This is a genomic window from Streptomyces sp. NPDC058157 (assembly GCF_042884105.1).
Taxonomy (GTDB): domain Bacteria; phylum Actinomycetota; class Actinomycetes; order Streptomycetales; family Streptomycetaceae; genus Streptomyces.
The window spans coordinates 19520-45397 of the sequence record NZ_JBHVUQ010000028.1 but is presented as its reverse complement, the minus strand read 5'-3'; the positions used below and the strand labels follow the sequence as shown (position 1 = coordinate 45397).

Sequence of the window (25878 nt, the reverse complement as noted above, 5' to 3'; positions counted from 1 at the left end):
TGCCTCACCTACCGATTGTTCGGTCGTCGGCGCAATTTGGCTACAGGCGGCTCCAGGCTGTGGACAAACTGGCGACGGGGCCCTGGGATGGGTGCAGGACGTCCAGGAGAGGGAGGCAGTGGGCAATGCCGGATGAACAAATGGCCGGAACGGGCTCCGTACCGGCTTCGGCGGGGGGTACCCCGATGACGACGCCATCGGCCCCGTCGGGCCCGCCGGCCCCGTCGACCCCCTCGGTGCCGCCCGTCCCTCCGGTCCCGCCCGTCCCGCCCCGCCCCCTCGACCCGATCGACCGGTCGATCATGCGGCTGCTCCAGGCCGACGGCCGCGCCTCGATAAGGTCGGTGGCCGAGCAGGTGCACGTCTCGCGCGCGAACGCGTACGCCCGGATCAACCGGCTGATCGACGACGGGGTGATCCGCGGGTTCACCGCCCGGGTGAACCACGAACGCGCAGGTCAGGGCGCATCCGCCTATATCACCTTGAAGATCGTCCAGAACTCCTGGCGAACGGTGCGCGAGAAGCTGCGCGAGCTGCCGGGCGCCGCCCACATCGCGCTCGTCAGCGGGGATTTCGACGTCCTGCTGCTGGTCCACACGGCTGACAACCGGACCCTGCGGGAGCTGGTGCTGACCCGCCTGCAGTCCATCCCGGAGGTGCTCTCCACCCGGACGCTGCTGGTGTTCGAGGAAACGGACCTGCTGGATCCGGGCCCGGGCGGCGGCGGCCCGGCGCTCTCGGAGGACTGAACGGCGGAGGGGGCGGCGCCCGCCCCCCTCCGGTACGCCCGTCAGGACTTCGCGCGCAGGCCGTCCAGGGCCATGCCGACCACCGCGTCCGCGAGCTGGTCGGGGGTCGTGCCCGGGTGCGGGCGGTACCACTCGACCAGCGAGTTGACCATGCCGAACAGCAGCCGGGTGGCCAGCCGGATGTCCACGTCCGACCGCAGGTCCCCGTCCGCCGCGGCGGCCTTGAGCAGCTCCGCCACCTGGTGGTCGAACTCGCGGCGGCGCTCCAGCGCCCAGCGCTCGGTGCGGGTGTTGCCGCGCACCCGCAGCAGCAGGGTGACGTAGGGGAGTTCCGCGACCAGGACCTCCACCGTGCGGCGGGTGACGTACTCGACGCGCGCGACCGCCCGGCCGCGCAGGGCGCCCGGTTCCTCCAGCACGGCGAAAAGCTCGTCCAGCGCCCGGCTGACGGCCCGGTGCAGCAGCTCCTCCTTGCCCGCCACGTGGTGGTAGATCGAGGACTTCGAGATGCCGGCCGCCTTGGAGAGGTGCTCCATCGACGTGCCGTCGTAGCCGCGCTCGTTGAAGACCCGCACCGCCACCGACAGGAGCGTCTCGGGGGTGTAGGTGTCCCGCCTGGCCGTGGTCATCCGGTGCCCTCCTCCGCCGCCTCCGCGGCCTCCTCCGCTTCGCCGTCGTCCGCGTAGCCCAGTTTGAAGAGGGCCAGCGAGGGGGCGTAGCGGCCCCCGGGACAGCGCTCGTCCAGGTGGTGCAGGAGGTCGTACGCCCAGTCCCGGCCGACCCGCCCGTGCCATTCGGAGGGGCCCAGCGGGTAGTTGACGCCGAGCCGCATCGCGGTGTCGATGTCCTCGGCGGAGGCCACCCCGCGCGCGACGGCGTCGGCCGCGAGGTCGATCAGCATGGCCACGGTCCGGGCGACGATCATCCCGGGGACGTCGCCGATGACGGAGACCTGCTTGCCCAGCTTCTGGAAGAGGCCGACGGCCTCGGCGAGGGTGCGCTCGCTGGTGTCTTCGCCCGCCGACAGGGCGATCCGGGTCGCCCCGCGGTAGTCCAGCGCGAGGTCGAAGTAGACGACGTCGGTGAACTCGACGGCCGTCTTGCCGTCGGCGAGCACCAGCTGGCCCTCGCCGGGCAGCTGGATGTACGGGCCGCCGTGCGCGGTGGAGGACACCGCGATCCCGGCCTCCTCGATCAGCTCCGCCAGCGCGGCGGCCGGGCCGAGGTCGCCGACGACGGTCACCTTCTCCGGCGCCTCCTCGGGCCCGGCGGTGTGCGGCGCCGGCGGCTGCGCGCCCTCGCCGTACGGGTACCAGCCGTGCCCGGACTTGCGGCCGAGGCGGCCCGACTGGACGAGGCGGCGCTGGGCGAGCGAGGGGGTGAACTTCGGGCTGCGGAAGAAGGACTCCCACACCGAACGGGTGACGGCCTCGTTGACGTCCTGGCCGATCAGGTCGGTCAGCGCGAACGGGCCCATCCGGAACCCGCCGCTCTCGCGCAGGACCGCGTCGATGGTCGCCGGGTCGGCGCCCTGCTCCTCGTAGACGGCGAAGGCTTCGGCGTAGAAGGGGCGGGCGATCCGGTTGACGATGAAGCCGGGGGTGTCGGCGCAGCGGACCGGGGTCTTCCCCCAGCCCAGGACCGTGCGGTACGCGCGCTCGGCGGCGGCCGGGTCGGTGGCGGAGCCGCTCACCACCTCGACGAGGGGGAGCAGCGGGGCCGGGTTGAAGAAGTGCAGGCCGAGGAAGCGGCCGGGGTGCGCCAGACCGGCGGCGAGCTCGGTGACGGAGAGGGAGGAGGTGTTGGTGGCCAGCAGGGCGTCCGGCGAAACCACCTCTTCGAGTGCCGCGAAGAGGGCCTGCTTGACGGTGACGTCCTCCACGACGGCCTCGATGACGAGGGCGGCGTCGGCGAGGCCGGCCAGGCCGTCGGCGGCGCCGATCCGGCCGGCGGCGTCCTCCGCCTCGGCCCGGTCGAGGCGGCCCTTGGCGGCCATCCGCTCGACCCGGTCGCGGACCAGCGCGGCGCCGGTGGCGGCGAGGGCGGCGTCGATGTCGTGGATCAGCACGCGGTGACCTGCGAGGAGGGCCACCTGGGCGATGCCCTGGCCCATGGTGCCGGCGCCGACGACCGCCACAGTGCGGGACCGCTCGATTGCTGTCATGTCCTGATCCTCCCGCACGGGGTTGTCCACAGGTCCTGCCGGGCCCTCTTGTCCCGACCGATCGTTCGGTTACTCTAACTCCAGTCTGCTCGTCTTCACCCGCCCCTGCCCGATCCCGCGCTGAGAACCAGCCCGATCCCGCCCGGCTCAACGAGGAGTTGGTCCCTGATGGCCGCCGAGCTCACCCTCTCCCAGCTCACCGAGAAGCACCGGCCCACCCTGGACCAGGCGCTGGCTGCCATCCGCAGCCGCGCCTACTGGTCCCCGCACCCCGAGCACCCCAAGGCCTACGGGGAGACCGCCCCGGCCGACGGGCTCGCCGCCTTCGAGGCCGTCCGCGGCACCCGCTTCGACCTCGACCAGCCCGGCACCGACGGCTGGACCGGCGGAGAGGTCTCGCCGTACGGCCCGGAGCTGGGCGTGGAGTACCCGCACGCCGACGCGGACGTGCTGCTGCCCGCGATGAAGGCCGGCATCCCGGCCTGGCGCGACGCCGGCCCCGAGGCCCGCGCCGCCGTCTCCATCGAGATCCTGTCCCGCATCTCGGCCCGCACCCACGAGTTCGCGCACGCGGTGATGCACACCAGCGGCCAGGCCTTCATGATGGCGTTCCAGGCGGGCGGCCCCCACGCGCAGGACCGGGGCCTGGAGGCCGTCGCCTACGCGTACGAGGAGCAGACCCGGGTCCCCGGCCAGGCAGACTGGTCCAAGCCGCAGGGCAAGCGCGACCCGCTGGAGCTCGGCAAGACCTTCACGGCGGTGCCCCGCGGCATCGCCCTGATGATCGGCTGCAACACCTTCCCCACCTGGAACGGCTACCCCGGCCTGTTCGCCTCCCTCGCCACCGGCAACGCCGTCCTGGTCAAGCCGCACCCACGCGCCGTCCTCCCGCTGGCGCTCACGGTCAAGGTGGCCCGCGAGGTGCTGGCCGAGGCCGGCTTCGACCCGAACCTGGTGGCCCTCGCCGTCGAGCGGCCGGGCGAGGGCATCGCCAAGACCCTCGCGGTCCGCCCCGAGATCAAGCTGATCGACTACACCGGCTCGACGGAGTTCGGCGACTGGCTGGAGACCAACGCCCGCCAGGCGCAGGTCTACACGGAGAAGGCCGGCGTCAACACGGTCGTCGTCGACTCGACCTCCGACTACAAGGGCATGCTGTCCAACCTGGCCTTCTCGCTCTCCCTCTACAGCGGCCAGATGTGCACCACCCCGCAGAACCTGCTGATCCCCCGCGAGGGCATCGCGACGGACGCCGGCCACAAGTCGTACGGCGAGGTCGTCGCCGACCTCGCCGCCTCGGTCGGCGGCCTGCTGGGCGACGACGCCCGGGCCAACGCCCTGCTGGGCGCCCTGGTCAACCCGGACGTCAAGGCCCGCCTGGAGGCGGCGGCCGGCCTGGGCGAGGTCGCGCTGGCCTCCCGCGAGGTGGCCAACCCCGAGTTCCCGGACGCGGTCGTGCGCACCCCGGTCATCGTCAAGCTGGACGCCGGCAAGCCCGACCCGGAGGCGGCGTACCTGTCGGAGTGCTTCGGCCCGGTCTCCTTCGCGGTGGCCGTGGACTCCACGGCCGACGCCCTGGAGCTGCTGCGCCGCACGGTGCGCGAGAAGGGCGCGATGACGGTCGGCGCCTACACCACCTCCGCGGACACCGAGCGGGCGATCGAGGAGGTCTGCCTGGAGGAGTCGGCGCAGCTGTCGCTGAACCTGACGGGCGGGGTCTACGTCAACCAGACGGCGGCCTTCTCCGACTTCCACGGCTCGGGCGGCAACCCGGCGGCGAACGCCGCCCTGTGCGACGGCGCGTTCGTCGCGAACCGCTTCCGCGTGGTGGAGGTACGCCGCCAGGCCTGACCCGTGAGCCGGGCCGGTCGGCCCGGCGGCCCGGGCGGACGCCCCCGCTACTCCCTCGGGAAGGTGCGGGAGGAGGCGTCCGTCTGGGCCAGCCTGCGCAGGGCCGCGAACATGGCGTCGCCGAGCACGGTGCCGACGGCGACCGTCTCGACGAGGTCCTCGCGGTCCACCCGGCGCGCCGTGAACTCCAGGTCCGCGCGGGCCACCTCCTCGGCGGCCCCCGCGTAGGCGTCGAGCACCTCGGCGAAGGCGCCGTGCCCCACCCGGGCCAAGGCCGCCAGCGCCGCCGCCAGCGCCTCGCCCGCCGGGCTGTCCGGGTCGGCGTCCCAGCCCCGCTCCGCGATCAGCCGCGCCACCCTCTCCCGGGCCAGGACGGTCTCCGCGTCCGGCCCCCCGGCGTGCTCCGCCACCAGCCGGTCGGCCACCTCGCCCAGCATGTCGTGCACCGGCCGCTCCCGGTCGTCCACCGCCGAGAGGACCTCGCCGATGGCGGCGAGCGAGAGCCCGCCGACCTCCAGCAGGGCCCGGATCAGCCGCAGGCGCCGCTCGTGCGGGTCCCCGTAACTCGCCTGGTTGGGACTGGTCAGCTCGCCTGGCGGGAGCAGCCCCTCCCGTACGTAGTACTTGATCGTCGGGACCGTCACCCCGGTCCGGCGGCTCAACTCGCCGATGCGCACCGTGCTTTTCCGTTTCTTTTCCGCTTGCCCACTTCCCGCCCCATGATAGATAGTGGCGCTATCAGATAGCGGCGAGTGCCACTATCCATTACGGGGGTGGGTCGGAATGACATCGATGAACCGGGCTGCGTTACGGACATGGCACCGGCCGCTGGTGGTGTTCGCGGCGGTGATGCTGGTGTGGGCGGCCGGTTCCGCCGCCGGGCTGCTGTTCGACGACCGCGTCCTGGTGGGCGCGCCGATCTGGGCGAAGCCGCTGAAGTTCGCCCTCTCCTTCACCGGCTACACGCTCAGCCTCGCCTGGATGATCACCCTGCTGGGCCGGGCCCGGCCGCGGCTGCGCAGGCCGGCCTGGTGGGCCGGGACCGCGTTCGTCGCGGCGGGCACGGTGGAGATGGTGCTGATCACCGGCCAGGTGGTGCGCGGCGAGCGCAGCCACTTCAACAACGCGACGCCCTTCGACTCGGCCGTGTACCAGGGCATGGCCTTCATGGCGGTGGCGCTGTGGACGGCCACGCTCGTCATCGCCGTCCTCCTCTTCCGCGCCCCCCTCGCCGACCGGGCGACCACCTGGTCGATCCGGCTCGCCGCCGTGCTCACCCTCACCGGCGCCGGACTCGGCTTCCTGATGACCCAGCCCACCGCGGAGCAGCGCGCGGCGGGCCTGGACGACCCGCCGATCACCGGCGGGCACAGCGTGGGCGTCCCGGACGGCGGCCCGGGCATGCCCCTGACCGGCTGGTCCACCACCGGCGGCGACCTGCGGATCCCGCACTTCGTCGGGATGCACGCGCTCCAGCTCCTGCCGCTGCTGGCCCTGGCGCTGACCGCCCTCGCCCCGCGCTTCGTCCGGTTGTACGACGAGCGGGTGCGGCTGCGGCTCGTGCTGGTCGCGGGCACCGCCTACGCCGCGGTGCTGGCCCTGCTGACCTGGCAGGCCCTGCGCGGCCAACCGCTGGTCCACCCGGACGGGGCCACCCTCGGCGCGGGCGCGGCGATCGTGCTGGCCGGCGCGCTGGCATCCGCGCTGTCACTGCGCGGCGGGCCCGCCCCAGTGGAAGAGGGTCATGGCCACGCTGGTGGCCAGGTTGTAGCTGGACACCTGCGGGCGCATCGGTAGCGAGACGAGGTGGTCGGCCCGGTCCCGCAGCTCGGGGGAGATCCCGTGCCGCTCGGAGCCGAAGGCGAGCAGCGCGTCGTCGGGCAGGACCAGGCCGCGGATGTCCTCCCCCTCCGGGTCCAGCGCGTACACGGGCCCGGGCGGGAGCTCCTCCAGCTCCAGCCGGTCCACGGTGGTCGCGTAGTGCAGGCCGGCCCCGGCGCGGACCACGTTGGGGTGCCAGGGGTCGAGGTCGCCCCGGGTCACCACGCCGGTGGCGCCGAAGCCGGCGGCGAGGCGGACGACGGCGCCGACGTTGCCGAGGTTGCGGGGGTTGTCGAGCAGGACGACCGGCGCGGGGCGGGGCGTCCGCGCGAGGGCGGCCCGCCCGGCCTCCCGGTCGGGCCGCACGGCGAGGGCCGCGACCCCGGTGGGGTGCACGCGGGGCAGCAGCCCCTTCAGCTTCCCCCGGCGCACGAGCCGCGCCACCGCGTCCTCCACGTCGGGCGCGAGCGCGGCGGCGAGCCCCCGCACCCCCTCGGGCTCCTCGGCCACAACGACCAGCACCTCGGCCCCGAACCGCAGCGCGTGCTTCAACGCATGGAACCCGTCGAGCAGGACGACATCGTCCCGCCCGACATTCTCGACCCACTCCAGCACCACACCACTCATGCCCCGACCCTACGACGCGCCACCCCGCCGACCGCTGCGCGGTACCGAGCCGGGGACTATCCGGCCCCGCCGGGCACTATCCAGCCTCGCCGGCGTTTGAGGCGCGGGGGTCTGGGGGCGGAGCCCCCAGAAGGGGTCCGGGGCTTGCCCCGGGAAACGGAGAAAGGGCGGGGCGGGGACCAGCTCCGCGCAGCGGCACCCGCACCCGCACCCGCACCCGCAGCGCAGCCCCCCGCACCCCCACCCACACCAGCAACCCCGTCGGCAGGAACACCGCGTCAGCGGCGATCATCGCCAACGAGAAGAACGGCAGCCCCAGCAGCACCGCGATCCCCGCGTGCTCCAGCATCATCCCCGCCAGCAGCACGTTCTTGACCCGCCGGTTGAACAGCGCGAACGGGAACGCGACCTGCACCGCCACCGTCCCGTAGGTCAGCAGCATCACCACGACCCCGCTCCCCGCCAGCACCCCCGACAGCCCGGGCCACGGGCTGAAGTAGTCCAGCCGCAACGGGTAGTACAGCGCGGTGCCGTCCTGCCACCGCGAGCCCTGGATCTTGTACCAGCCCGCCGTCGCGTAGATCAGGCACACCTCCGCCATGATCACCAGCATCCCGGCGTTGTGCAGCAGGTTCGCGAGCACGTCCAGCGCGGCCCGCCGCTCCCCCTCCGGCTCGTACCGCTCGACCAGCCACCACAGCGCCGCGCCCGTCCACAGCGCCGCGAAGACGGCCGTCCACCCGCCGCTCAGCCGCCCGCTCACCGCCCCGTACGCGAGGACCGCGCCCAGCACCCCCCACAGCACCGGCCCCGCCGCCCCGGCCGAGGCGGTGCCGCGCAGCCGCGCCCGCCGCGCGTCCAGCGACCACACCCGGGCACAGCGCGTCAGCACCAGGTACATCGCCATCAGGTGGACGACGTTGTCCCCGCCGTCCCCCATGAACACGCTGCGGTTCTGCAGCGACAGCACCCCGACCATGAACAGCACCGACGTCGCCCGCGTCCGCCAGCCCAGGGCCAGCAGCGCGCTCGCGGCCACGGCGAGGCCGTAGACGAGCTCGAACCACCACCCGGACGCCGACCACAGCAGCACCGTGAAGGCGTGGTTCCCGGCGACCAGCCGCTGCGCGAGCTCCCAGCTCCACGGCCCGTCGGGCCCGTACAGCTCGTGCCGGTGCGGGAACTCGCGCAGCAGGAAGAACAGCCACGTCCCGCCGAAGCCGATCCGCACGACGGCGCTCTGGTACGGCCCGAGCGCCTCCCCGCTGACCCTCGCGAGCACGCGCCTCAGACGGTCCACCACGGCAGCTCCCGGTAGTACGTCTGGGTGTCGGTCTTCTCCTCGCTCCAGGCCGGCGCGGCCACGGCCCGCGTCGCCGAGCGCAGCTGGACCCGTACGAGCCGTTCGCCGTCGGCCAGACCGGCCCCCAGCCGGGCTCCCGCGATCCGCTTCAGGTACGCCTCGGACAGCTCCCCGCGCCGGGCGTCGGTCGCCTTGTTCTGGTCGTCGTGGGAGCCGGTGAAGAAGTCCCAGGCCCGGCGGAGCTCGTTCTGCCGGGTGTGGCTCGGCAGCGGCTCGTGCCGGATCGCGGCCGCGTCCACGGCCGACAGGTCGCGCCAGCCGGTGGTGACCAGGGCGCCGTCCCCGTCGCGGACCTGGGCGCGGGCCTCCACGGCGATGTTCTGCTGGAGGGGGTTGGGGGCGAACAGCTTCCAGTTCTGTTCGAACTCCGGGTACACCCAGCCGTCGACCAGGCCGGCGTTCCGCTTGCTGAGCGTGTTGGACGGCGCGACGTGCAGGAAGACCAGCCCCAGGTGCAGGCAGGCGGCGACGGCCAGGGCCGCCAGGACCAGCGCCGCGAGGATCCGGTACGGGAGGGACAGCCCGGCGATCCCGGGCGGCCGGGGAGGCGCGGAACCGGGCTCGTCCGCGCGCTCGCGCTCGTTCGCGTCCATCCCGCCCCGATCATCCGGCGTCCACAGGGTTGCCCACAGAGGTTGACACCCTACGGGCCGCCGTCTCACCATTGAAGAGGATGAACCGAACGATCGGTCGGTCGGGCGGACGACAGGCGCGGACGGCAGGCGCGGACGCAGATTCGGACAGGGAGCCGTGATGGTCGCAGTGACTCCGGAGACGGGGACGTCGGGCGGGGTGGACGGAGGATCCGCCGGCCTCGGCGCGCAGCTGAGGGCGGACTTCGACGCCGCCGTCGCGGCGGAGGAGCGCGTGGAGCCGCGCGACTGGATGCCCGAGGAGTACCGCGCCTCCCTGGTCCGCCAGATGGCACAGCACGCCCACTCCGAGATCATCGGCATGCAGCCCGAGGCCAACTGGATCACGCGTGCGCCCTCCCTGCGCCGCAAGGCGATCCTGATGGCCAAGGTGCAGGACGAGGCGGGGCACGGGCTGTACCTCTACAGCGCCGCCGAGACCCTCGGCACCAGCCGTGACGAGCTGCTCGACAAGCTGCACTCCGGCAAGCAGAAGTACTCCTCGATCTTCAACTACCCGACCCTGACCTGGGCGGACGTCGGCGCCATCGGCTGGCTCGTGGACGGTGCGGCGATCACCAACCAGGTGCCGATCTGCCGCTGCTCCTACGGCCCCTACGCCCGCGCGATGGTCCGGATCTGCAAGGAGGAGTCCTTCCACCAGCGCCAGGGCTACGAGCTGCTCCTCGCCCTCTCCCAGGGCACCGAGGCCCAGCACGCGATGGCCCAGGACGCGGTGGACCGCTGGTGGTGGCCCTCGCTGATGATGTTCGGCCCGCCGGACGACGAGTCGGTGCACAGCGCCCAGGCGATGGCCTGGCGCATCAAGCGCCACTCCAACGACGAGCTGCGCCAGCGCTTCGTCGACATCGCCGTCCCGCAGGCCGAGTCCCTGGGCCTGACCCTCCCCGACCCGGACATCAAGTGGAACGAGGAGCGCGGGCACCACGACTTCGGCGCCATCGACTGGGCGGAGTTCTGGGACGTGCTCAAGGGGAACGGCCCCTGCAACGAACAGCGCATCAGCCAGCGCCGCAGGGCCCACGAGGAAGGCGCCTGGGTCCGCGAAGCGGCCACGGCGTACGCGCAGAAGCACACCGGCACCGGACGAGAGGTACAGGCATGACGCAGAACTGGCCCCTGTGGGAGGTGTTCGTGCGCTCGCGCCGCGGCCTCTCGCACACGCACGCGGGCAGCCTGCACGCCCCCGACGCGGAGATGGCCCTGCGCAACGCACGCGACCTCTACACGCGGCGCAACGAGGGCGTCTCCATCTGGGTCGTGCCCTCGGCCGAGATCACCGCCTCCTCGCCGGACGAGCGGGACCCGTTCTTCGCTCCGTCCGCCGACAAGCCCTACCGGCACCCCACCTTCTACGAGATCCCCGAGGGGGTGCGCCACCTGTGAGCGCCGACACCGCCGACACCGCCGTCCCGTCCGCGGCCACGGCCGCCGTCCTCGCCCTCGCGGACGACGCGCTGATCCTCTCCCACCGCCTCGGCGAATGGGCGGGCCACGCCCCGGTCCTGGAGGAGGAGGTCGCCCTCGCGAACATCGCGCTCGACCTGCTCGGCCAGGCCCGCGTCCTGCTGTCCATGGCGGGCGATGAGGACGAGCTGGCCTTCCTCCGCGAGGAGCGCGCCTTCCGCAACCTCCAGCTGGTCGAGCAGCCGAACGGGGACTTCGCGCACACCATCGCCCGTCAGCTGTACTTCTCCCTCTACCAACACGAGCTGTACGCGGAGCTGGCCGCGGGCGACGGCCCGTTCGCCCCGCTGGCCGCCAAGGCGGTCAAGGAGACGGCCTACCACCGCGACCACGCCGAGCAGTGGACGCTGCGGCTCGGCGACGGCACCGAGGAGAGCCGCCGCCGGATGCGCGCGGCCCTGGACGGACTGTGGAAGTACACCGGGGAGATGTTCCGCCCGGTCGACGGCCTGGACGTGGACCCGGCCGCCTTGGAGGCCCGCTGGCTGGCCGCGCTGGGCGGCGTACTGGAGCAGGCGGGCCTGGAGCTGCCCGAGGGCCCGCGGACGGGCGCCTGGGCCGCCGGAGCCGGCCGCGAGGGCCTGCACACCGAGTCCTTCGGGCGGCTCCTCGCGGAGATGCAGCACCTGCACCGCAGCCACCCCGGGGCGTCCTGGTGACCGCCGCCGGGACCACCCGTCTGGAGGCGGAGCTGGCCGAGCTGGCCGGCACCGTCCCGGACCCGGAGCTGCCCGTGCTGACCCTCGCCGAGCTCGGCGTCCTGCGCGGCGTACGCATGCATGACGACGGGCACGCCGAGGTCCTCCTGACCCCCACCTACACGGGCTGCCCGGCCATCGAGGCCATGTCCGCCGACATCGAGCGGGTCCTGACCTGCCACGGCATACCCGAGGTGCGGGTCACCACGGTGCTGTCCCCCGCCTGGTCCACCGACGACATCAGCGCCGAGGGCCGCCGCAAGCTCGCCGAGTTCGGCATCGCCCCGCCCCGCCCGCACGCCGCCGGCGGACCGGTCCCGCTCACCCTGTCGGTGCGCTGCCCGAACTGCGGCTCGACCGACACCGAGCTGCTCAGCCGTTTCTCCTCCACCGCCTGCAAGGCGCTGCGCCGGTGCGTCGCCTGCCGCGAACCGTTCGACCACTTCAAGGAGCTGTAGATGGCCGCACCCCGCCACGGCGCGTTCCACCCCCTGACGGTGGCGGCGGTCGACCGGCTCACCGACGACTCGGTGGCGCTGACCCTCGCGGTGCCCGAGGCGCTGCGCGCCGAGTACCGGCACGCCCCCGGCCAGCACCTGACGCTCCGCCGCAGGGCCGCCGAGGGCGCCGAGGTCCGCCGGACGTACTCCATCTGCTCCCCCGCCCCGGCCGCCGACGGCCCCGGGCCGGCCGAGCTGCGGGTCGGGGTGCGGCTGGTGGAGGGCGGCGAGTTCTCCACCTTCGCCCACAAGGAGATCGCCGCCGGGGACGTGCTGGACGTGATGGTCCCGGCCGGCCGGTTCGTGCTGGACCCGGCGGCGGCCCCGGCCTCGCCGCACTACGCGGCGATCGTCGGCGGCAGCGGCATCACCCCGGTGCTGTCGATCGCGGCCACGCTGCTGGCGGCCCGCCCCGACGCCCGGTTCTGCCTGGTGCGCAGTGACCGTACGGCGGCCTCGACGATGTTCCTGGAGGAGGTGGCCGACCTCAAGGACCGCCACCCCGACCGCTTCCAGCTGGTGACCGTCCTCTCCCGTGAGGAGCAGGAGGCCGGGCTGCCGTCGGGGCGTCTCGACGAGGCCCGTCTGACGGCCCTGCTGCCCGCGCTGCTGCCGGTCGGGGAGGTCACGGGCTGGTTCCTGTGCGGCCCGTACGGGCTGGTCACCGGTGCGGAGCGGGCCCTGGCCGCCCTCGGCGTCGCCCGCACCCGGGTGCACGAGGAGATCTTCCACGTCGAGGACACCGCCCCGCAGGATCCGGTCCGGTCCTCGGCTCCGGTCGCGGCCCACGGCCGGGTCACGGCCCGCCTCGACGGCCGCTCGGGCACCTGGGCCGTGCAGGACGGGGAGTCCCTGCTCGACGCCGTGCTCCGCAACCGCGCGGACGCCCCGTACGCCTGCAAGGGCGGGGTCTGCGGCACCTGCCGGGCGTTCGTGGTGTCGGGCGAGGTGCGGATGGACCGGAACTTCGCGCTGGAGGAGGAGGAGACGGAGGCCGGGTTCGTGCTGGCCTGCCAGTCCCACCCGGTGACCGAGGAAGTGGAGATCGACTTCGACCGCTGAGCCCCGCCGGGCCCGCCGGGCCACCCCGGCGGGCTGTGTTTTTCCCGCCGCCTGCCTTATCTTGACGGCCCGTCAGATCCAGCAGCTGGATCGGAACCGGTGCGCGCGGGAGGACAGGCAGTGGACTTCACCTTCACCGAGGAACAGCAGGCGGCCGTCGAGGCGGCGAAGGCCGTGTTCGCCGACGTGGCCCCCGACGGTGTGCCCAGCCCCGCGCTCACGCCGGGAGCCGTCGCCGAGGACTTCGACCGCCCCCTGTGGGCCACCCTCGCCGGCTCCGATCTGCTGAGCCTCGTCCTGGCCGAGGAACACGGCGGGGCCGGCCTCGACACCATCGCGCTCTGCCTGGTGCTCCGCGAGGCGGCCCGGGTCCTGGCCCGGGTCCCGCTGCTGGAACACTGCGCCACCGCCGTGGCCGTCCAGGCCCACGGGAGCCCCGAACTGACCGCCGCCCTGCTGCCCGCCGCCGGGCGCGGCTCGCTCGTCCTCACCGTCGCCGCGCAGGGCCGCACCGGCCACGACCCCGCCGAACTCGCCGTCACCGCACACCGCGAGGAAACGGTCTGGACCCTGGACGGGGTGCAGACGGCCGTCCCCTGGGCGCACAGCAGCGACTGGATCGCCGTACCCGCGCACGCCGGCGACGGCGAGGCCGTCCTCGCGCTGCTCCCGCGCACCACCGAGGGCCTCACCCTCGCCGACCAGTACTCCACCAGCGGCGAGAAGTTCGCCGAACTCACCCTGGACCGGGTCCGGGTGCCCGCCACCCACGTGATCGACACCCCCGGCGCCTGGGAGCGGCTGCGCCAGGTCCTGGCCACCGGCACCTGCGCCCTCGCACTCGGCCTCGGCGAGGCCGTCCTGGCCATGACCAGCGCCTACACCGGCAAGCGGGAGCAGTTCGGCTTCCCCGTGGCCACCTTCCAGGCCGTCGCGGTCCAGGCCGCCGACCGCTACATCGACCTGCGCGCCATGGAAGTCACCCTCTGGCAGGCGGCCTGGCGCCTCGACGCCGCGACCGGCACGGCGGGCGGCCCGCTGCCCGCCTCCGGGGACGTGGCCGTCGCGAAGATCTGGGCCTCCGAGGGCGTCCGCCGGGTCGTGCAGACCGCCCAGCACCTGCACGGCGGCTTCGGCGCCGACACGGACTACCCGCTGCACCGCTACCACGCCTGGGCCAAGCAGCTGGAACTCCAGCTCGGCCCGGCCGCCGCGCACGAGGAGGCCCTGGGCGACCTGCTGGCCGCCCACCCCCTCGGCTGAGACGGCGGCCCGGAGCCGGAACCGCTAGAGGACGAAGGCCGGGTTCCCGTTGTCCGTCACCATCGGGCGCCCGGCACCCTCCCAGGCCTGCATGCCGCCGGTCACGTTGACGGCGTCGATGCCCTGGCCCACCAGGTACTGGGTGACCTGGGCGCTGCGCCCGCCCACGCGGCACATCACGTACGCCGTCCGGCCGTCCGCGACCGCCTCCGTCACCTCACCGAAGCGGGCGACGAAGTCGCTCATCGGGACGTGCAGCGCGCCCTCGACATGACCGGCCGCCCATTCGTCGCCCTCACGGACGTCCAGGACGAGGCCTTCGGCGGGCACCGCGGCGGCCTCCACCGAGGGGAGCGGTCCGAAGTTCATGACAGTCGCCTTCTCTCTTCGCGGGTCTGGCCTGCCAACCTATCCGACCCCGCCGCCCCGGCTCACGGAGTCGCCAGGGCCGCCAGTTCCGCCTCGCGCTCGGAGACCTCCGCCAGCAGCTGCTCGGCGATCTCCTCCAGCAGCCGGTCCGGATCGTCCGGCGCCATCCGCAGCATCGCGCCGATCGCGCTGTCCTCCAGCTCCTTGGCCACCATCGACAGCAGCTCCTTGCGCTGCGACAGCCACTCCAGCCGGGCGTACAGCTCCTCGCTCTCGCTCGGCGCCGCGGCCGGCGCCACCGGACCGGCGTCCCACTCCTCGGCCAGCTCGCGCAGCAGCTGCTCCTCACCGCGCCCGTAGGCGGCGTTGACCCGCGCGATGAACCCGTCGCGCCGCGTCCGCTCGGCCTCGTCCTGGGCGAGGTCGGGGTGGGCCCGGCGGACCAGCTCCCGGTAGAGCCGGCGGACCTCCTCCGAGGGCCGCACCCGCTCCGGCGGGCGCACCGGCCGGTCGGTGAGCATGGCGGCCGCGTCGTCGGAGATCCCGTCCGAACCCAGCCAGTCGTGGAACAGCTCGTCTACCCCGGGCATCGGCATGACCAGCGAACGGGCCTCCCGGGCCCGGCGCAGGTCCTCGGCATCGCCACTGCGGGCGGCCTTCGCCTCCGCGATCAGCGCGTCCAGCTCGTCGAGCCGCGCGTACATCGGGCCGAGCTTCTGGTGGTGCAGCCGGGAGAAGTTCTCGACCTCCACCCGGAAGGTCTCCACCGCGATCTCGAACTCGATCAGTGCCTGCTCGGCGGCCCGCACGGCACGCTCCAGGCGCGCCTCGGGCCGCTCGTCACCGGAGACGGCGGGATCTTCGGGGGCGGTCTGTCCGCTCTGCTCGCTCACCCGGCCAGCCTACGGCCCGGCCGGGGACGGTCCACGCGGATGTTTCACGTGAAACCGGCCCCCGCCCGACGGGCCCGGCTCTCAGACCCCGAACTCGGCCGCGATCCGGCCCGAGCGCACCGCCGCCACCAGGTCCGCGTGATCGGCCTCGCTGCGGTCGGCGTAGGCCACGGCGAAGGCGCCCACCGCCTCGTCCAGCTCCTCGTTCTTGCCGCAGTAGCCGGCCAGCAGCCGCGGGTCGGCGCTGTGGGCGTGCGCCCGGGCCAGCAGGGCGCCGGTCATCCGGCCGTAGTCGTCGATCTGGTCGGGGGTCAGCGCCGCCGGGTCCACGCTGCCCTTGCGGTTGCGGAACTGACGGACCTGGTAGGGGCGCCCCTCGACGGTGGTCCAGCCCAGCAGGATGTCGGAGACCACCTGCATCCGCTTCTGCCCGGCCACCACCCGGCGGCCCTCGTGCTCCTCGGCGGGGGAGTGGAAGCCCAGCGCGGGCAGGTGCGGCAGCAGCACCGAGGGACGGGCCTCCTTGACCTGGAGCACCAGCGGCTCGCCCCGGTGGTCCAGCAGCAGCACCACGTACGAGCGGGTGCCCACGCTGCCGGTGCCGACGACGCGGAAGGCCACGTCGTGGATCGAGTACCGGGCCAGCAGCGGCAGCCGGTCCCCCGAGAGGGTGGTCAGGTACGGGCCCAGCGAGGCGGCCACGGCGGCGGCCTCCGCGTCGCCGACCCGGCGCAGCACGGGCAGCGCGTCCACGAAGCGGCGGCCGCCGTCCTCGGCGGCCTCGGTGGACTTGGCGGCGAACCGGGCGGAGGTGTTGTTGCGGGCCTTCTGCGAGACCCGCTCCAGGGTGCCCAGCAGGTCGCGGGCGTCGGTGTGCGAGACGAGTTCCTCGTCGGCGATGGCGTTCCACGCGTCGAGCGCGGGGAGCTTGGCCAGCAGCCGCATGGTGCGCCGGTAGGCGCCCACGGCGTCCTGCGCCGCCGCCCGGCAGGTGACCTCGTCGGCACCCGCCACGCGCCCGGCCAGCACCAGCGAGGTCGCGAGGCGCTTCACGTCCCACTCCCACGGGCCGAAGACGGTCTCGTCGAAGTCGTTCAGGTCGATCACGAGCCGGCCGCGCGCGTCACCGTAGAGGCCGAAGTTGGCCGCGTGCGCGTCACCGCAGATCTGCGCGCCCACGCCGGTCACCGGACCGCCGGACAGGTCGTGCGCCATCAGCCCGGCGGCTCCGCGCAGGAAGGCGAACGGGTTGGCGGCCATCCGGCCGACGCGTATCGGGGTCAGCTCGGCGACCCGGCCCACGTTGGACTCCTCCACGGCGCGCACGGCGTCCGGGCGGTCGGCGGGCATCTCGAAGGCGGCGTGGGCGGCGCGCGGCACGCGCAGCCGCAGGGCCTTGCCGGCCTCCTTGGGGGAACCCGTCACGGTCCTCGGCGCGAAGCCCGGGACGCGCGGGATCCGCCCGCCGTCCCGCGCCGCACCGGCGGCCGCCGCCGCGTCCGTCGCGTACTGTCCCGATGCCGTCACCATCTGCGCAGCCCCCGCACCTCGTCGCGCCCCACCGGCGGCTTCTTCGCCGGTCAGATCGGCCCGACCGTACCCCAAGTCCCGTGCACGGCACCGCCGCAGGGCTGCCACAGCCCTGCTACAAACCCGCGTCCCGGGCCAGCAGCGCCGCCTGCACCCGGTTCTCGCACTCCAGCTTCGCGAGGATCCGGCTCACGTACGTCTTCACCGTCGCCTCGCTCATGTGGAGCCGGCGGCCGGCGTCCGCGTTGGACAGTCCCTCCCCGAGCAGCGCCAGCACCCCGCGCTCCCGCTCGCTCAGCGCGTCCACCCGCCGCCGGGCCTCCTCGCCCCGGCCCGGGGCCCGCCCGGTGGCCAGCTGGTCGACCACGTGCCGGGTCGCGGCGGGGGACAGGTAGGCGTCCCCGGCGGCGGCCGCCCGGACGGCGCCGATCAGTTCGGCCGGTGCCGAGTCCTTCAGCAGGAAGCCCGCGCTGCCCTGGCCCAGCGCCCGCAGCACGTTCTCCTTCTCCCCGAAGGTGGTCAGGATCAGCACCCGCGCCCCCGGCACCGCCCGGCCCAGCTCGCCCAGCGCGGTCAGCCCGTCCATCACGGGCATCTGGATGTCCAGCAGCACCACGTCCGGGGCGTGGGAGCGGGCCAGTTCGACCGCCTCCCGGCCGTTCGCACCCTCCGCGACGACCTCGATGTCCGGCGCCGAGGTCAGGATCATCCTGATCCCGGCCCGGATCAGCGGCTCGTCGTCAGCGATCACCACTCGGATCACCTTGGCTGTCACCCGCGCTCCTACTGCTCGACCTCGTACGCCTGCTTCTCGACGAGCTTGCCGTCCCGGAAGCAGAACCGGAAAACCGTGTCGGTCGTCATCCTGGAGTCCTCCGCGGACAGCAGGGCGAGACAGTCCGCCCCCGCCGGCCGCGGCGGGCCCTTGCGCTCCAGCCCCGACGTCAGGACGCTGTCACCGTCCGGCAGCCGGTCCCGGACCTCCTGCTCGGACTGCCCCACCCGCACGGCGTCGTAGTCGCTCCGGCTGATCATCGCCTTGTTCGCGGAGCCCAGCAGCAGGGCCACCCCCGCGCCCAGCACGATGACCAGCAGCACCACGGCGGCGACGGCGATCCCGCAGCCCATCGCGACACCCCCGGTCCGGGTCCGGACGGGCACCAGCTCACGGTCCAGCGCCGCCCAGTCCATCGGCGGGGGCGTCCCGTACGGCACGAGCGCCCGCGCCTGCGACCGCTGCCCGAAGTCGTCGGCGACCTCGTCCTCGACGAGCCCGGCCGGCTCCGTCCCGTACGGGAGCACGCCCGCCACCCGGAACCCGCCGCCCTCGGTGGCACCCGCGTGCACCATGCCGCCGACCAGACGGGCCCGCTCGCGCAGCCCCGTCAGCCCCTGACCGCCGGAGACCACCTCCCCGGAACCCCGGTCGGCCGCCGCGCCGTTGGCGATCTCCACCACCAGCGAGTCGTCCTCGTAGCGCAGTTCCACGGTGATCGCCGAACCCGGCGCGTGCTTGTAGGCGTTGGTCAGCGCCTCCTGCACGATCCGGTACGCCGCGTGGTCGCAGGCCGACACCAGCGGGCGGGGCCGCCCCGTCGTGGCGAGCCGTACGTCGGTCCCGGCCGCCCGGGCCGCCTCCACGATGCCCGCGATCCCGGCCACCCCCCGCGCGGCCGGCTGCGCCTCCTCCACGGGGACCGGGGCCTCGACCCCGTCGCGCAGGATCCCCACGACCTCCCGCAGCTCGTGCATCGCCGCCACGGAGGCCTGCCGCAGCACCCCGACCGCCTCCCGCTGGCGGTCGGTGAGCGAGGGGTCCACCTCCAGCGCCCCGGTGTGCACGGAGATGAGCGCCAGCTGGTGGCCCAGGCTGTCGTGCATGTCCTGGGCGATCCGCTGCCGTTCCCGCAGCCGGGCCTGCCCGGCGACCATGGTCCGCTCCCGCACCAGCCGGTCGTTGCGCTCCTGCAGGGCGCTCAGCAGGGTCCGGCGCTGGTGCCAGTACCGGCTGGCCAGGCCGGGCATGACGGTGGCGGCCAGGAACAGCAGGGTGGTGAACACGACCGTCAGCAAGGGCCGGGTCTGCGTCCACTGGTCGACCAGCGTGAGGCCCACCGACGCGAGGAAGGCCAGTACGAACGCGCCGAGCGCCCGGCCCACCCCGACGATCCGCCGTCCCGCGGACCAGCCCAGTACGACCGTCACGAGGAACACGGCCGGCAGGAACGCGCTCGCGGCGGCCCCGAGCACCAGCGTGGCCGCCGGCAGCCGCCTGCGCAGCATCACCAGGGCCACCACGGCCACGAACCCGAGGACCGTCTTCAGACCGGAGCTGGAGACCAGTTCGTCGATGCCGAGCCCCGTCAGGGCCAGCACCCCGGCGACCGTCAGGTCCCCCGCCAGCACCCGCCGGGACCAGGGCTCCGGCCCCTTCAGCCAGTCCCGGCCCGCACGCATCCTCGCCTCGGCATCCACGCGACCGACCCTAGACAGCGGCGCCCCCGCGCACCCGCTCTCTTTCGTCTCGCCCCGCACGACGAAAGTCGGACGGCCGACCGTCGGACGGCCGACCCCGGAACAGCAGGAAGCCCCGATCCGGATTCCGGATCGGGGCTTCCCCGATGTGGGCGAGGGGGGATTTGAACCCCCACGTCCCGAAGGACACTGGCACCTGAAGCCAGCGCGTCTGCCGTTCCGCCACTCGCCCGAGTAGCTCTCCAGTGGATCTTGCCTTTCGGCCCGTTCCCCTGGCGACGTCGAAACAGTAGCACGTCAGACGGGGTGGATTGAAATCGCTTTCCCGTCACCCCCGGTGGACCTCCCGACGGCCCCTCCCGCAGCCCCCTCCGGGTGCGGGACACTGTTCCCGGAGCGCCCCTACGATCCCTTGTGAGGACCAACACTCCTGTGGACAGGAGCGAAGGGGAACCACCCGAATCCGCCACGCGTGGATACGATCAGTAAGCAGTACAGGGCGACAGCGACGGAGGAGGTGCCCGATGGGAGTCCTGAAGCGGTTCGAGCAGCGTCTCGAAGGTCTGGTGAACGGCACCTTCGCCAAGGTGTTCAAGTCCGAGGTCCAGCCGGTGGAGATCGCCGGCGCCCTCCAGCGGGAGTGCGACAACAACGCCACCATCTGGAACCGCGAGCGGACCGTCGTCCCCAACGACTTCATCGTGGAGCTGAGCACCGGCGACTACGAGCGCCTGAGCCCCTACTCCGGGCAGCTCGGCGACGAGCTCGCCGGCCTCGTCCGCGACTACGCCAAGCAGCAGCGCTACAGCTTCATGGGCCCCATCAAGGTCCACCTGGAGAAGGCGGAGGACCTGGACACGGGCCTCTACCGGGTCCGCAGCCGCACCCTGGCCTCCAGCACCTCCCAGGACCCCTCTCAGGCCCCCCAGGGCCAGCAGGGCCAGCAGGGCGGCTACGGCTACCCGCCGGCCGGCGCCCCTCCCATGCCCGCGGGTCCGCCCCCGGGCGCACCCGGCGGCCGCCCCGGCGGCCCCCCCACGTCTTCCGGCGCTCCGGGCACCATGCGCCGCTGGATCGAGATCAACGGCACCCGCCACCAGATCTCGCGTCCCACGCTCGTACTCGGCCGCAGCACCGAGGCCGATGTGCGGATCGACGACCCCGGCGTGTCCCGCCGGCACTGTGAGATCCGGACCGGAACACCCCCGACGATCCAGGATCTCGGGTCCACCAACGGCATCGTGGTGGACGGGCAGCACACCACCCGCGCTACGCTCCGCGACGGCTCGCGGATCGTCGTGGGCAGCACCACCATCATTTACCGGCAAGCCGAAGGGTGAAGCGGGGGCAATGTCAGAGCTGACCCTGACGGTCATGCGGTTGGGTTTCCTGGCCGTTCTGTGGCTGTTCGTCATCGTGGCCGTTCAGGTCATCCGCAGCGACCTCTTCGGTACGCGCGTCACGCAACGCGGCTCGCGCCGCGGCGGCGGGGCCGCCGCCGCACCGCAGCAGACGGGACGGCAGGCCGCCCCGCCCCAGCAGCGCCAGCGCCGGGGAGCGCCGACCAAGCTCGTCGTCTCCGAGGGGACCCTCACGGGCACCACCGTGACCCTCGCCGGCCAGACGATCACGCTGGGCCGCGCCCACGACTCCACGATCGTGCTGGACGACGACTACGCCTCCAGCCGCCATGCCAGGATCTACCCCGACCGTGACGGCCAGTGGATCGTCGAGGATCTCGGGTCCACCAACGGCACGTATCTCGACCGGACCCGTCTCACCACCCCGACGCCCATTCCGCCGGGCGCCCCGATCCGCATCGGCAAGACCGTCATCGAGCTGCGGAAGTAGTACGAGAATGAGCGAGCGGAGCGAGCGAGCCGCAGTGGTCCGTCCCACCGGGGACACGGGCCCGAGCGCGCTCCCGACCGGAGGGTGGGCAGTGTGGCTCGAGACCGGTTGTATTCCGGGGCAGCAACTTCGTCGACAGGGCAGGTGCGCATGAGTCTGTCCCTGCGTTTCGCCGCCGGATCGCACAAGGGGATGATCCGCGAGGGCAACGAGGACTCCGGCTACGCCGGTCCCCGGCTCCTCGCCGTCGCCGACGGCATGGGTGGCCAGGCCGCCGGCGAGGTCGCCAGCTCCGAGGTCATCTCCTCGCTCGTCCAGCTCGACGACGACATCCCCGGCTCCGACATCCTCACCGCCCTCGGCATCGCCGTGCAGCAGGCCAACGACCAGCTGCGCGTCATGGTCGAGGAGGACGCCCAGCTCGAGGGCATGGGCACGACGCTGACCGCCCTGCTGTGGACCGGCCAGCGCCTCGGCCTCGTCCACGTCGGCGACTCCCGCGCCTACCTGCTCCGCGACGGCGTCCTCACCCAGATCACCCAGGACCACACCTGGGTCCAGCGGCTCGTCGACGAGGGCCGGATCACCGAGGAAGAGGCCACCACGCACCCGCAGCGCTCCCTGCTGATGCGCGCGCTCGGCAGCGGCGACGTGGTGGAACCCGACCTCTCCATCCGCGAGGTCCGGGCCGGCGACCGCTACCTGATCTGCTCCGACGGCCTGTCCGGCGTGGTCTCCCACCAGACCCTGGAGGAGACCCTCGCCGACTACCACGGCCCGCACGAGACGGTGCAGTCCCTGATCCAGCTCGCCCTGCGCGGCGGCGGACCGGACAACATCACCTGCATCGTCGCGGACGTCCTCGACACCGACAGCGGCGACACCATGGCCGCCCAGCTGAGCGACACCCCGGTGGTCGTCGGCGCGGTCGCCGAGAACCCGCACCAGCTGTTCGACGGCAACGCCATGCAGACCCCGGCCGGCCGGGCCTCGGGCCTCGGCCGCCAGACCCCGCCGCCCCCGGGCGCCTTCGGCCCCCCGGGCAGCGGTGACGCCGCCGGCTACGGATACCCCGACCAGAGCCAGGGCGGCGGCGCCCCGTACGGAACCTTCGGCGAACCCGAGGCCTACGACGCCGACGGCCAGTACGAGGACACGTACGACCACCCGCGCAAGCGGCGCAGCAAAGGGCGCAAGTGGACCACCCGCACCCTGATCCTGCTGCTCGTCGCCGGTGTCGTCGGCGGAGGCCTGTACGCTGCGCACCGCTGGACTCAGACCCAGTACTACGTGGGCGTCAAGGGTGACCACGTCGCGCTCTACCGCGGCATCAGCCAGAACCTGGCGTGGATCCACCTCTCTCAGGTCGAGACGGATCATCCCGAGATCGAACTGAAGTACCTGCCGTCCTTCAAGCGGAAGCAGGTCGAGGCCACCATCAGCGAAGACAGCCTCGACGGGGCGCGCAAGAAGATCGACGAGCTCGGCACCCAGGTCTCCGCCTGCAAGCAGGAAGAGGTCCGCCGCGCCGCCGAAGCGCAGGGCAACCAGACGCCCGGCCCCACCCTGACTCCTGCGGAGCAGGCTGTCGTCGGCCAGTGCGAGAAGCAGTAGACATACGCGGGCACAGGGGGCCCGCCACACCATGAGCGTTGTCACCAACACGACCACCATCGGCGCCATCGAGGCGCCGAGCCGGCGGAACACCGAGCTCCTGCTGCTCGCCTTCGCCGTGGTCATCCCGATCTTCGCCTACGCCAACGTGGGCCTGTCGATCCACGGCGAGCTGCCCCCGGGCATGCTGGTCTACGGGCTCGGCTTCGCCGTGCTCGCCGGCATCGCGCACCTCGTCGTACGCCGCTTCGCCAAGTACGCCGACCCGCTGCTGCTCCCGATCGCGACCCTGCTCAACGGGCTCGGCGTCGTCCTGATCTGGCGCCTCGACCAGTCCGAGCGGCTGCAGACCCTCGCCAAGCGCAGCTTCGGCACCTTCACGGAGTCCGCGCCGCGGCAGATGATGTACACGGGGCTCGCCATCGCCCTGTTCTCCGTGGTCCTGCTGGTCCTCAAGGACCACCGCGTGCTCCAGCGCTTCACGTACATCTCGATGGCCGGCGCCCTCGTCCTGCTGATCCTGCCCGTGGTCCCGGGTCTGGGCGCGGACGTCTTCGGCGCGAAGATCTGGATCAGCGTCGGCGGCTTCTCCATCCAGCCCGGTGAGTTCGCCAAGATCGTCATCGCGATCTTCTTCGCCGGCTACCTGATGGTGAAGCGCGACGCGCTGGCCCTGGCCAGCCGCCGTTTCATGGGCCTCTACCTGCCGCGCGGCCGTGACCTCGGCCCGATCCTGATGATCTGGGCGATGAGCCTGCTCGTCCTCGTCTTCGAGAACGACCTCGGTACCTCGCTGCTGTTCTTCGGCATGTTCGTGATCATGCTGTACGTGGCCACCGAGCGGACCAGCTGGATCGTCATCGGCCTGCTGATGTCGGTCGGCGGCGCCACCGTCGTCGGCATGACCGCCAGCCACGTGAAGGTCCGTGTCACCGCCTGGCTCGACCCCTTCGCCTGCTACAGCACCTCCGGCGCCTGTGAGCAGGTCGGACAGTCGATCATGAGCTTCGGCTCCGGCGGCGTCCTCGGCACCGGCTGGGGCCAGGGCAACTCGGACCTCATCGGCTTCGCCGCCAACTCCGACTTCATCTTCTCGACCGTCGGCGAGGAGCTCGGCCTGACCGGTGTCATGGCCTTCCTCCTGCTCTACGGCCTGATCATCGAGCGGGGCGTGCGCACCGCCCTCGCCGCCCGCGACCCCTTCGGCAAGCTGTTCGCCATCGGGCTCTCCGGCGCCTTCGCCCTCCAGATCTTCGTCGTCGCCGGCGGGGTCATGGGCCTCATCCCCCTCACCGGCATGACCATGCCCTTCCTCGCCTCCGGCGGTTCCTCCGTCCTGGCGAACTGGGTGCTCATCGCCATCCTCATCCGGATCAGCGACACCGCACGCCGCCCCGCCCCGGCCCCCGCCCCGTCCCCCGATTCCGAGATGACCCAGGTGGTCCGCCCGTCATGAACAAGCCCCTGCGACGCATCTCGCTGTTCTGCGGGCTCCTCGTCCTCGCCCTGCTGATCCGGACCAACTGGCTGCAGTACGTGCAGGCCGAGGACCTCAGCACCCGCAAGGAGAACCGCCGGGTCCAGATCGCCCAGTACGCCACGGAGCGCGGCAACATCATCGTCGGCGGCCAGCCGATCACCGGTTCCGCGGTCACCGACGGCAGCGACTTCAAGTTCAAGCGGACCTACGTCGACGGTCCGCTGTGGGCTCCGGTCACCGGCTACGCCTCGCAGGCCTTCGGCTCCACCCAGCTGGAGAAGATCGACGACGGCATCCTCACCGGCAACGACGACCGGCTGTTCTTCGACCGGACGATCGGCATGTTCACCGGTGAGAAGAAGCAGGGCGGCAACGTCATCACCACCCTGAACGCCGACGCCCAGAAGGCCGCCTTCCAGCAGCTCGGCGACAAGAAGGGCGCGGTCGCCGCGATCGACCCGCGCACCGGCGCCATCCTGGCCCTGGCCAGCACCCCCTCGTACGACCCGTCGACCTTCGCGGGCAACTCGAAGAACGACGAGAAGGCCTGGCGGACGCTCAACGACAGCGCCGACAAGAACCTGGTCAACCGCGCCCTGCGCGAGACCTACCCGCCGGGCTCCACCTTCAAGGTGGTCACCACCGCCGCCGCGCTGGAGCACGGGGTGATCAGCGACATCAACGCCCCGACGGACACCCCCGAGCCGTACATCCTGCCCGGCACGAAGACCCCGATGGTCAACCACGCCACCGGCTGCGAGAAGGCGACGCTCAATTACGCCCTCCAGTGGTCCTGCAACTCGGTCTTCGCGCACATCGGTGACAAGGTCGGCCGCGACGGCATGGTCGAGACCGCCCAGAAGTTCGGCTTCAACAGCACCATCGACACCCCGGTCCGCGCCTTCGCCAGCGTCTACGACAAGACGATGGGCAAGGACGGCAACGCGCTGAGCTCGATCGGCCAGTTCAACACGGCGGCCACCCCGCTCCAGATGGCCATGGTCACCGCCGCCATCGCCAACGACGGCAAGCTGATGAAGCCGTACATGGTCGAGCAGCTCACCGCGCCCAACCTCGACACGATCGAGAAGCACGAGCCGCAGGAGATGAGCCGGCCCCTCAGCGCGGCGAACGCGCAGAAGGTCCAGCAGATGATGGTGAACGTCGTCGAGAACGGCACGGGCACCTCGGCCAAGATCAAGAACGTCAAGGTCGGCGGCAAGACCGGCACCGCCCAGCACGGCGAGAAGAACGCCAAGCGCCCCTACGCCTGGTTCATCTCCTACGCGGAGCTGCCCGACGGCTCCTCCCCCGTCGCCGTCGCCGTCGTCATCGAGGACAGCGACGTCAAGGACCGCGAGGACATCACCGGCGGCGGCCTGGCCGCGCCGGTCGCGAAGGCCGTCATGGAAGCCGTCCTGAAGAACAAGGGATGAGACCCGCAGACA

At 72.7% G+C, this 25878-nt stretch carries 25 protein-coding genes and 1 tRNA gene; 14 read left to right on the top strand and 12 right to left on the bottom strand.

Translation table 11 applies throughout. The annotated features are described in order from the left end of the window. Positions 1-185: 185 nt before the first annotated feature. Positions 186-749, top strand: coding sequence for an Lrp/AsnC family transcriptional regulator (locus ACFVXK_RS10230; protein WP_389611052.1), 564 nt, complete (start codon positions 186-188; stop codon positions 747-749). A 41-nt stretch (positions 750-790) separates the two neighbouring features. Here the strand turns inward: ACFVXK_RS10230 and ACFVXK_RS10225 are convergent, their stop codons facing one another. Beyond that, the gene (locus ACFVXK_RS10225; RefSeq protein ID WP_389611051.1) at positions 791-1378 is read right to left on the bottom strand and encodes a TetR/AcrR family transcriptional regulator; all 588 of its coding nucleotides are present in this window, start codon (positions 1376-1378) and stop codon (positions 791-793) included. Continuing rightward, positions 1375-2913 (bottom strand): 3-hydroxyacyl-CoA dehydrogenase, encoded by a 1539-nt coding sequence (locus ACFVXK_RS10220; protein ID WP_389611050.1) that lies wholly within the window; start codon positions 2911-2913, stop codon positions 1375-1377. The genes ACFVXK_RS10225 and ACFVXK_RS10220 overlap by 4 nt, the downstream gene beginning before the upstream one ends. A gap of 168 nt (positions 2914-3081) precedes the next feature. Between ACFVXK_RS10220 and paaN the strand changes: the two genes are divergently transcribed. Beyond that, a complete protein-coding gene (gene paaN / locus ACFVXK_RS10215) occupies positions 3082-4764 on the top strand; it encodes a phenylacetic acid degradation protein PaaN (RefSeq protein ID WP_389611049.1) in 1683 nt (560 codons plus the stop codon). Positions 4765-4811: 47 nt separating this feature from the next. On the opposite strand, the gene ACFVXK_RS10210 is transcribed toward paaN, so the two are convergent. Next, the gene (locus tag ACFVXK_RS10210) at positions 4812-5441 is read right to left on the bottom strand and encodes a MerR family transcriptional regulator (RefSeq protein ID WP_389611048.1); all 630 of its coding nucleotides are present in this window, start codon (positions 5439-5441) and stop codon (positions 4812-4814) included. A 115-nt stretch (positions 5442-5556) separates the two neighbouring features. Here ACFVXK_RS10210 and ACFVXK_RS10205 point away from each other — a divergent pair, with 115 nt between their 5' ends. Next, on the top strand, positions 5557-6561 hold the full coding sequence (locus ACFVXK_RS10205) for a hypothetical protein (RefSeq protein ID WP_389611069.1): 1005 nt from the start codon (positions 5557-5559) through the stop codon (positions 6559-6561). On the opposite strand, the gene ACFVXK_RS10200 is transcribed toward ACFVXK_RS10205, so the two are convergent. The 3 genes from ACFVXK_RS10200 to ACFVXK_RS10190 all read right to left on the bottom strand — a co-directional run bounded on the left by ACFVXK_RS10200 (position 6472) and on the right by ACFVXK_RS10190 (position 9168). Further along, complete coding sequence (locus ACFVXK_RS10200) at positions 6472-7212, bottom strand: TrmH family RNA methyltransferase (RefSeq protein ID WP_389611047.1); 741 nt, start codon at positions 7210-7212, stop codon at positions 6472-6474. The two genes, ACFVXK_RS10205 and ACFVXK_RS10200, sit on opposite strands and share 90 nt — an antisense overlap. Positions 7213-7288: 76 nt before the next feature. Beyond that, positions 7289-8512, bottom strand: a complete 1224-nt coding sequence (locus tag ACFVXK_RS10195; RefSeq protein WP_389611046.1) for an HTTM domain-containing protein — start codon at positions 8510-8512, stop codon at positions 7289-7291. Then, positions 8500-9168: a DUF5819 family protein gene (locus ACFVXK_RS10190; RefSeq protein ID WP_389611045.1), complete on the bottom strand. Its 669-nt coding sequence runs from the start codon at positions 9166-9168 to the stop codon at positions 8500-8502. Before ACFVXK_RS10190 ends, ACFVXK_RS10195 begins: the two co-directional genes overlap by 13 nt. Before the next feature lie 160 nt (positions 9169-9328). Between ACFVXK_RS10190 and paaA the strand changes: the two genes are divergently transcribed. The 6 genes from paaA (at position 9329) to ACFVXK_RS10160 (ending at position 14218) form a co-directional block, all read left to right on the top strand. Beyond that, positions 9329-10333: a 1,2-phenylacetyl-CoA epoxidase subunit PaaA gene (paaA, locus tag ACFVXK_RS10185; RefSeq protein ID WP_389611044.1), complete on the top strand. Its 1005-nt coding sequence runs from the start codon at positions 9329-9331 to the stop codon at positions 10331-10333. Continuing rightward, a complete protein-coding gene (paaB, locus tag ACFVXK_RS10180; RefSeq protein WP_042801229.1) occupies positions 10330-10614 on the top strand; it encodes a 1,2-phenylacetyl-CoA epoxidase subunit PaaB in 285 nt (94 codons plus the stop codon). Before paaA ends, paaB begins: the two co-directional genes overlap by 4 nt. Then, entirely contained in the window at positions 10611-11354 is a 744-nt protein-coding gene (gene paaC, locus ACFVXK_RS10175; RefSeq protein ID WP_389611043.1) for a 1,2-phenylacetyl-CoA epoxidase subunit PaaC, read from the top strand. Before paaB ends, paaC begins: the two co-directional genes overlap by 4 nt. Further along, entirely contained in the window at positions 11351-11851 is a 501-nt protein-coding gene (gene paaD / locus ACFVXK_RS10170; RefSeq protein WP_389611042.1) for a 1,2-phenylacetyl-CoA epoxidase subunit PaaD, read from the top strand. The genes paaC and paaD overlap by 4 nt, the downstream gene beginning before the upstream one ends. Then, entirely contained in the window at positions 11852-12955 is a 1104-nt protein-coding gene (locus ACFVXK_RS10165) for a 2Fe-2S iron-sulfur cluster-binding protein (protein ID WP_389611041.1), read from the top strand. Between the two features lie 120 nt (positions 12956-13075). Beyond that, on the top strand, positions 13076-14218 hold the full coding sequence (locus tag ACFVXK_RS10160) for an acyl-CoA dehydrogenase family protein (protein WP_389611040.1): 1143 nt from the start codon (positions 13076-13078) through the stop codon (positions 14216-14218). Between the two features lie 24 nt (positions 14219-14242). On the opposite strand, the gene ACFVXK_RS10155 is transcribed toward ACFVXK_RS10160, so the two are convergent. The 6 genes from ACFVXK_RS10155 to ACFVXK_RS10130 form a co-directional block, all read right to left on the bottom strand. Further along, complete coding sequence (locus ACFVXK_RS10155) at positions 14243-14587, bottom strand: rhodanese-like domain-containing protein (RefSeq protein WP_358891446.1); 345 nt, start codon at positions 14585-14587, stop codon at positions 14243-14245. Between the two features lie 62 nt (positions 14588-14649). Then, on the bottom strand, positions 14650-15480 hold the full coding sequence (locus tag ACFVXK_RS10150) for a J domain-containing protein (RefSeq protein WP_389611039.1): 831 nt from the start codon (positions 15478-15480) through the stop codon (positions 14650-14652). Between the two features lie 81 nt (positions 15481-15561). Beyond that, positions 15562-17010 (bottom strand): DUF2252 domain-containing protein, encoded by a 1449-nt coding sequence (locus tag ACFVXK_RS10145; RefSeq protein ID WP_389611038.1) that lies wholly within the window; start codon positions 17008-17010, stop codon positions 15562-15564. A 115-nt stretch (positions 17011-17125) separates the two neighbouring features. Next, positions 17126-17773: a response regulator gene (locus ACFVXK_RS10140; RefSeq protein WP_389611068.1), complete on the bottom strand. Its 648-nt coding sequence runs from the start codon at positions 17771-17773 to the stop codon at positions 17126-17128. A gap of 20 nt (positions 17774-17793) precedes the next feature. Continuing rightward, positions 17794-19467 (bottom strand): histidine kinase, encoded by a 1674-nt coding sequence (locus ACFVXK_RS10135; protein WP_389611067.1) that lies wholly within the window; start codon positions 19465-19467, stop codon positions 17794-17796. A 167-nt stretch (positions 19468-19634) separates the two neighbouring features. Continuing rightward, positions 19635-19717: transfer RNA gene (locus tag ACFVXK_RS10130), tRNA-Leu, on the bottom strand. A gap of 292 nt (positions 19718-20009) precedes the next feature. On the opposite strand from ACFVXK_RS10130, the gene ACFVXK_RS10125 reads away from it, so the two are divergent. The 5 genes from ACFVXK_RS10125 to ACFVXK_RS10105 all read left to right on the top strand — a co-directional run bounded on the left by ACFVXK_RS10125 (position 20010) and on the right by ACFVXK_RS10105 (position 25866). Continuing rightward, complete coding sequence (locus tag ACFVXK_RS10125; protein ID WP_389611037.1) at positions 20010-20825, top strand: FhaA domain-containing protein; 816 nt, start codon at positions 20010-20012, stop codon at positions 20823-20825. 10 nt (positions 20826-20835) lie between these two features. Continuing rightward, positions 20836-21336: an FHA domain-containing protein gene (locus ACFVXK_RS10120; protein WP_344160193.1), complete on the top strand. Its 501-nt coding sequence runs from the start codon at positions 20836-20838 to the stop codon at positions 21334-21336. A 150-nt stretch (positions 21337-21486) separates the two neighbouring features. Further along, on the top strand, positions 21487-22950 hold the full coding sequence (locus ACFVXK_RS10115; RefSeq protein WP_389611036.1) for a PP2C family protein-serine/threonine phosphatase: 1464 nt from the start codon (positions 21487-21489) through the stop codon (positions 22948-22950). 31 nt (positions 22951-22981) lie between these two features. After that, positions 22982-24406, top strand: coding sequence for an FtsW/RodA/SpoVE family cell cycle protein (locus ACFVXK_RS10110; RefSeq protein WP_389611035.1), 1425 nt, complete (start codon positions 22982-22984; stop codon positions 24404-24406). Further along, complete coding sequence (locus ACFVXK_RS10105) at positions 24403-25866, top strand: peptidoglycan D,D-transpeptidase FtsI family protein (RefSeq protein ID WP_389611034.1); 1464 nt, start codon at positions 24403-24405, stop codon at positions 25864-25866. The genes ACFVXK_RS10110 and ACFVXK_RS10105 overlap by 4 nt, the downstream gene beginning before the upstream one ends. Positions 25867-25878 lie beyond the last annotated feature (12 nt).

What these genes read in the sequence shown, in the direction of transcription:
- ACFVXK_RS10165 (WP_389611041.1), top strand. Translation starts at nt 11,852, where the DNA reads ATGGCCGCACCCCGCCACGGCGCGTTCCACCCCCTGACGGTGGCGGCG.
- ACFVXK_RS10135 (WP_389611067.1), bottom strand. Translation starts at nt 19,467, where the DNA reads ATGCGTGCGGGCCGGGACTGGCTGAAGGGGCCGGAGCCCTGGTCCCGG.
- ACFVXK_RS10225 (WP_389611051.1), bottom strand. Translation starts at nt 1,378, where the DNA reads ATGACCACGGCCAGGCGGGACACCTACACCCCCGAGACGCTCCTGTCG.
- ACFVXK_RS10120 (WP_344160193.1), top strand. Translation starts at nt 20,836, where the DNA reads ATGTCAGAGCTGACCCTGACGGTCATGCGGTTGGGTTTCCTGGCCGTT.
- paaN (WP_389611049.1), top strand. Translation starts at nt 3,082, where the DNA reads ATGGCCGCCGAGCTCACCCTCTCCCAGCTCACCGAGAAGCACCGGCCC.
- ACFVXK_RS10200 (WP_389611047.1), bottom strand. Translation starts at nt 7,212, where the DNA reads ATGAGTGGTGTGGTGCTGGAGTGGGTCGAGAATGTCGGGCGGGACGAT.
- ACFVXK_RS10230 (WP_389611052.1), top strand. Translation starts at nt 186, where the DNA reads ATGACGACGCCATCGGCCCCGTCGGGCCCGCCGGCCCCGTCGACCCCC.
- ACFVXK_RS10155 (WP_358891446.1), bottom strand. Translation starts at nt 14,587, where the DNA reads ATGAACTTCGGACCGCTCCCCTCGGTGGAGGCCGCCGCGGTGCCCGCC.
- ACFVXK_RS10190 (WP_389611045.1), bottom strand. Translation starts at nt 9,168, where the DNA reads ATGGACGCGAACGAGCGCGAGCGCGCGGACGAGCCCGGTTCCGCGCCT.
- ACFVXK_RS10115 (WP_389611036.1), top strand. Translation starts at nt 21,487, where the DNA reads ATGAGTCTGTCCCTGCGTTTCGCCGCCGGATCGCACAAGGGGATGATC.
- ACFVXK_RS10220 (WP_389611050.1), bottom strand. Translation starts at nt 2,913, where the DNA reads ATGACAGCAATCGAGCGGTCCCGCACTGTGGCGGTCGTCGGCGCCGGC.
- ACFVXK_RS10145 (WP_389611038.1), bottom strand. Translation starts at nt 17,010, where the DNA reads ATGGTGACGGCATCGGGACAGTACGCGACGGACGCGGCGGCGGCCGCC.
- ACFVXK_RS10110 (WP_389611035.1), top strand. Translation starts at nt 22,982, where the DNA reads ATGAGCGTTGTCACCAACACGACCACCATCGGCGCCATCGAGGCGCCG.
- ACFVXK_RS10125 (WP_389611037.1), top strand. Translation starts at nt 20,010, where the DNA reads ATGGGAGTCCTGAAGCGGTTCGAGCAGCGTCTCGAAGGTCTGGTGAAC.
- paaB (WP_042801229.1), top strand. Translation starts at nt 10,330, where the DNA reads ATGACGCAGAACTGGCCCCTGTGGGAGGTGTTCGTGCGCTCGCGCCGC.
- ACFVXK_RS10105 (WP_389611034.1), top strand. Translation starts at nt 24,403, where the DNA reads ATGAACAAGCCCCTGCGACGCATCTCGCTGTTCTGCGGGCTCCTCGTC.
- ACFVXK_RS10205 (WP_389611069.1), top strand. Translation starts at nt 5,557, where the DNA reads ATGAACCGGGCTGCGTTACGGACATGGCACCGGCCGCTGGTGGTGTTC.
- paaA (WP_389611044.1), top strand. Translation starts at nt 9,329, where the DNA reads ATGGTCGCAGTGACTCCGGAGACGGGGACGTCGGGCGGGGTGGACGGA.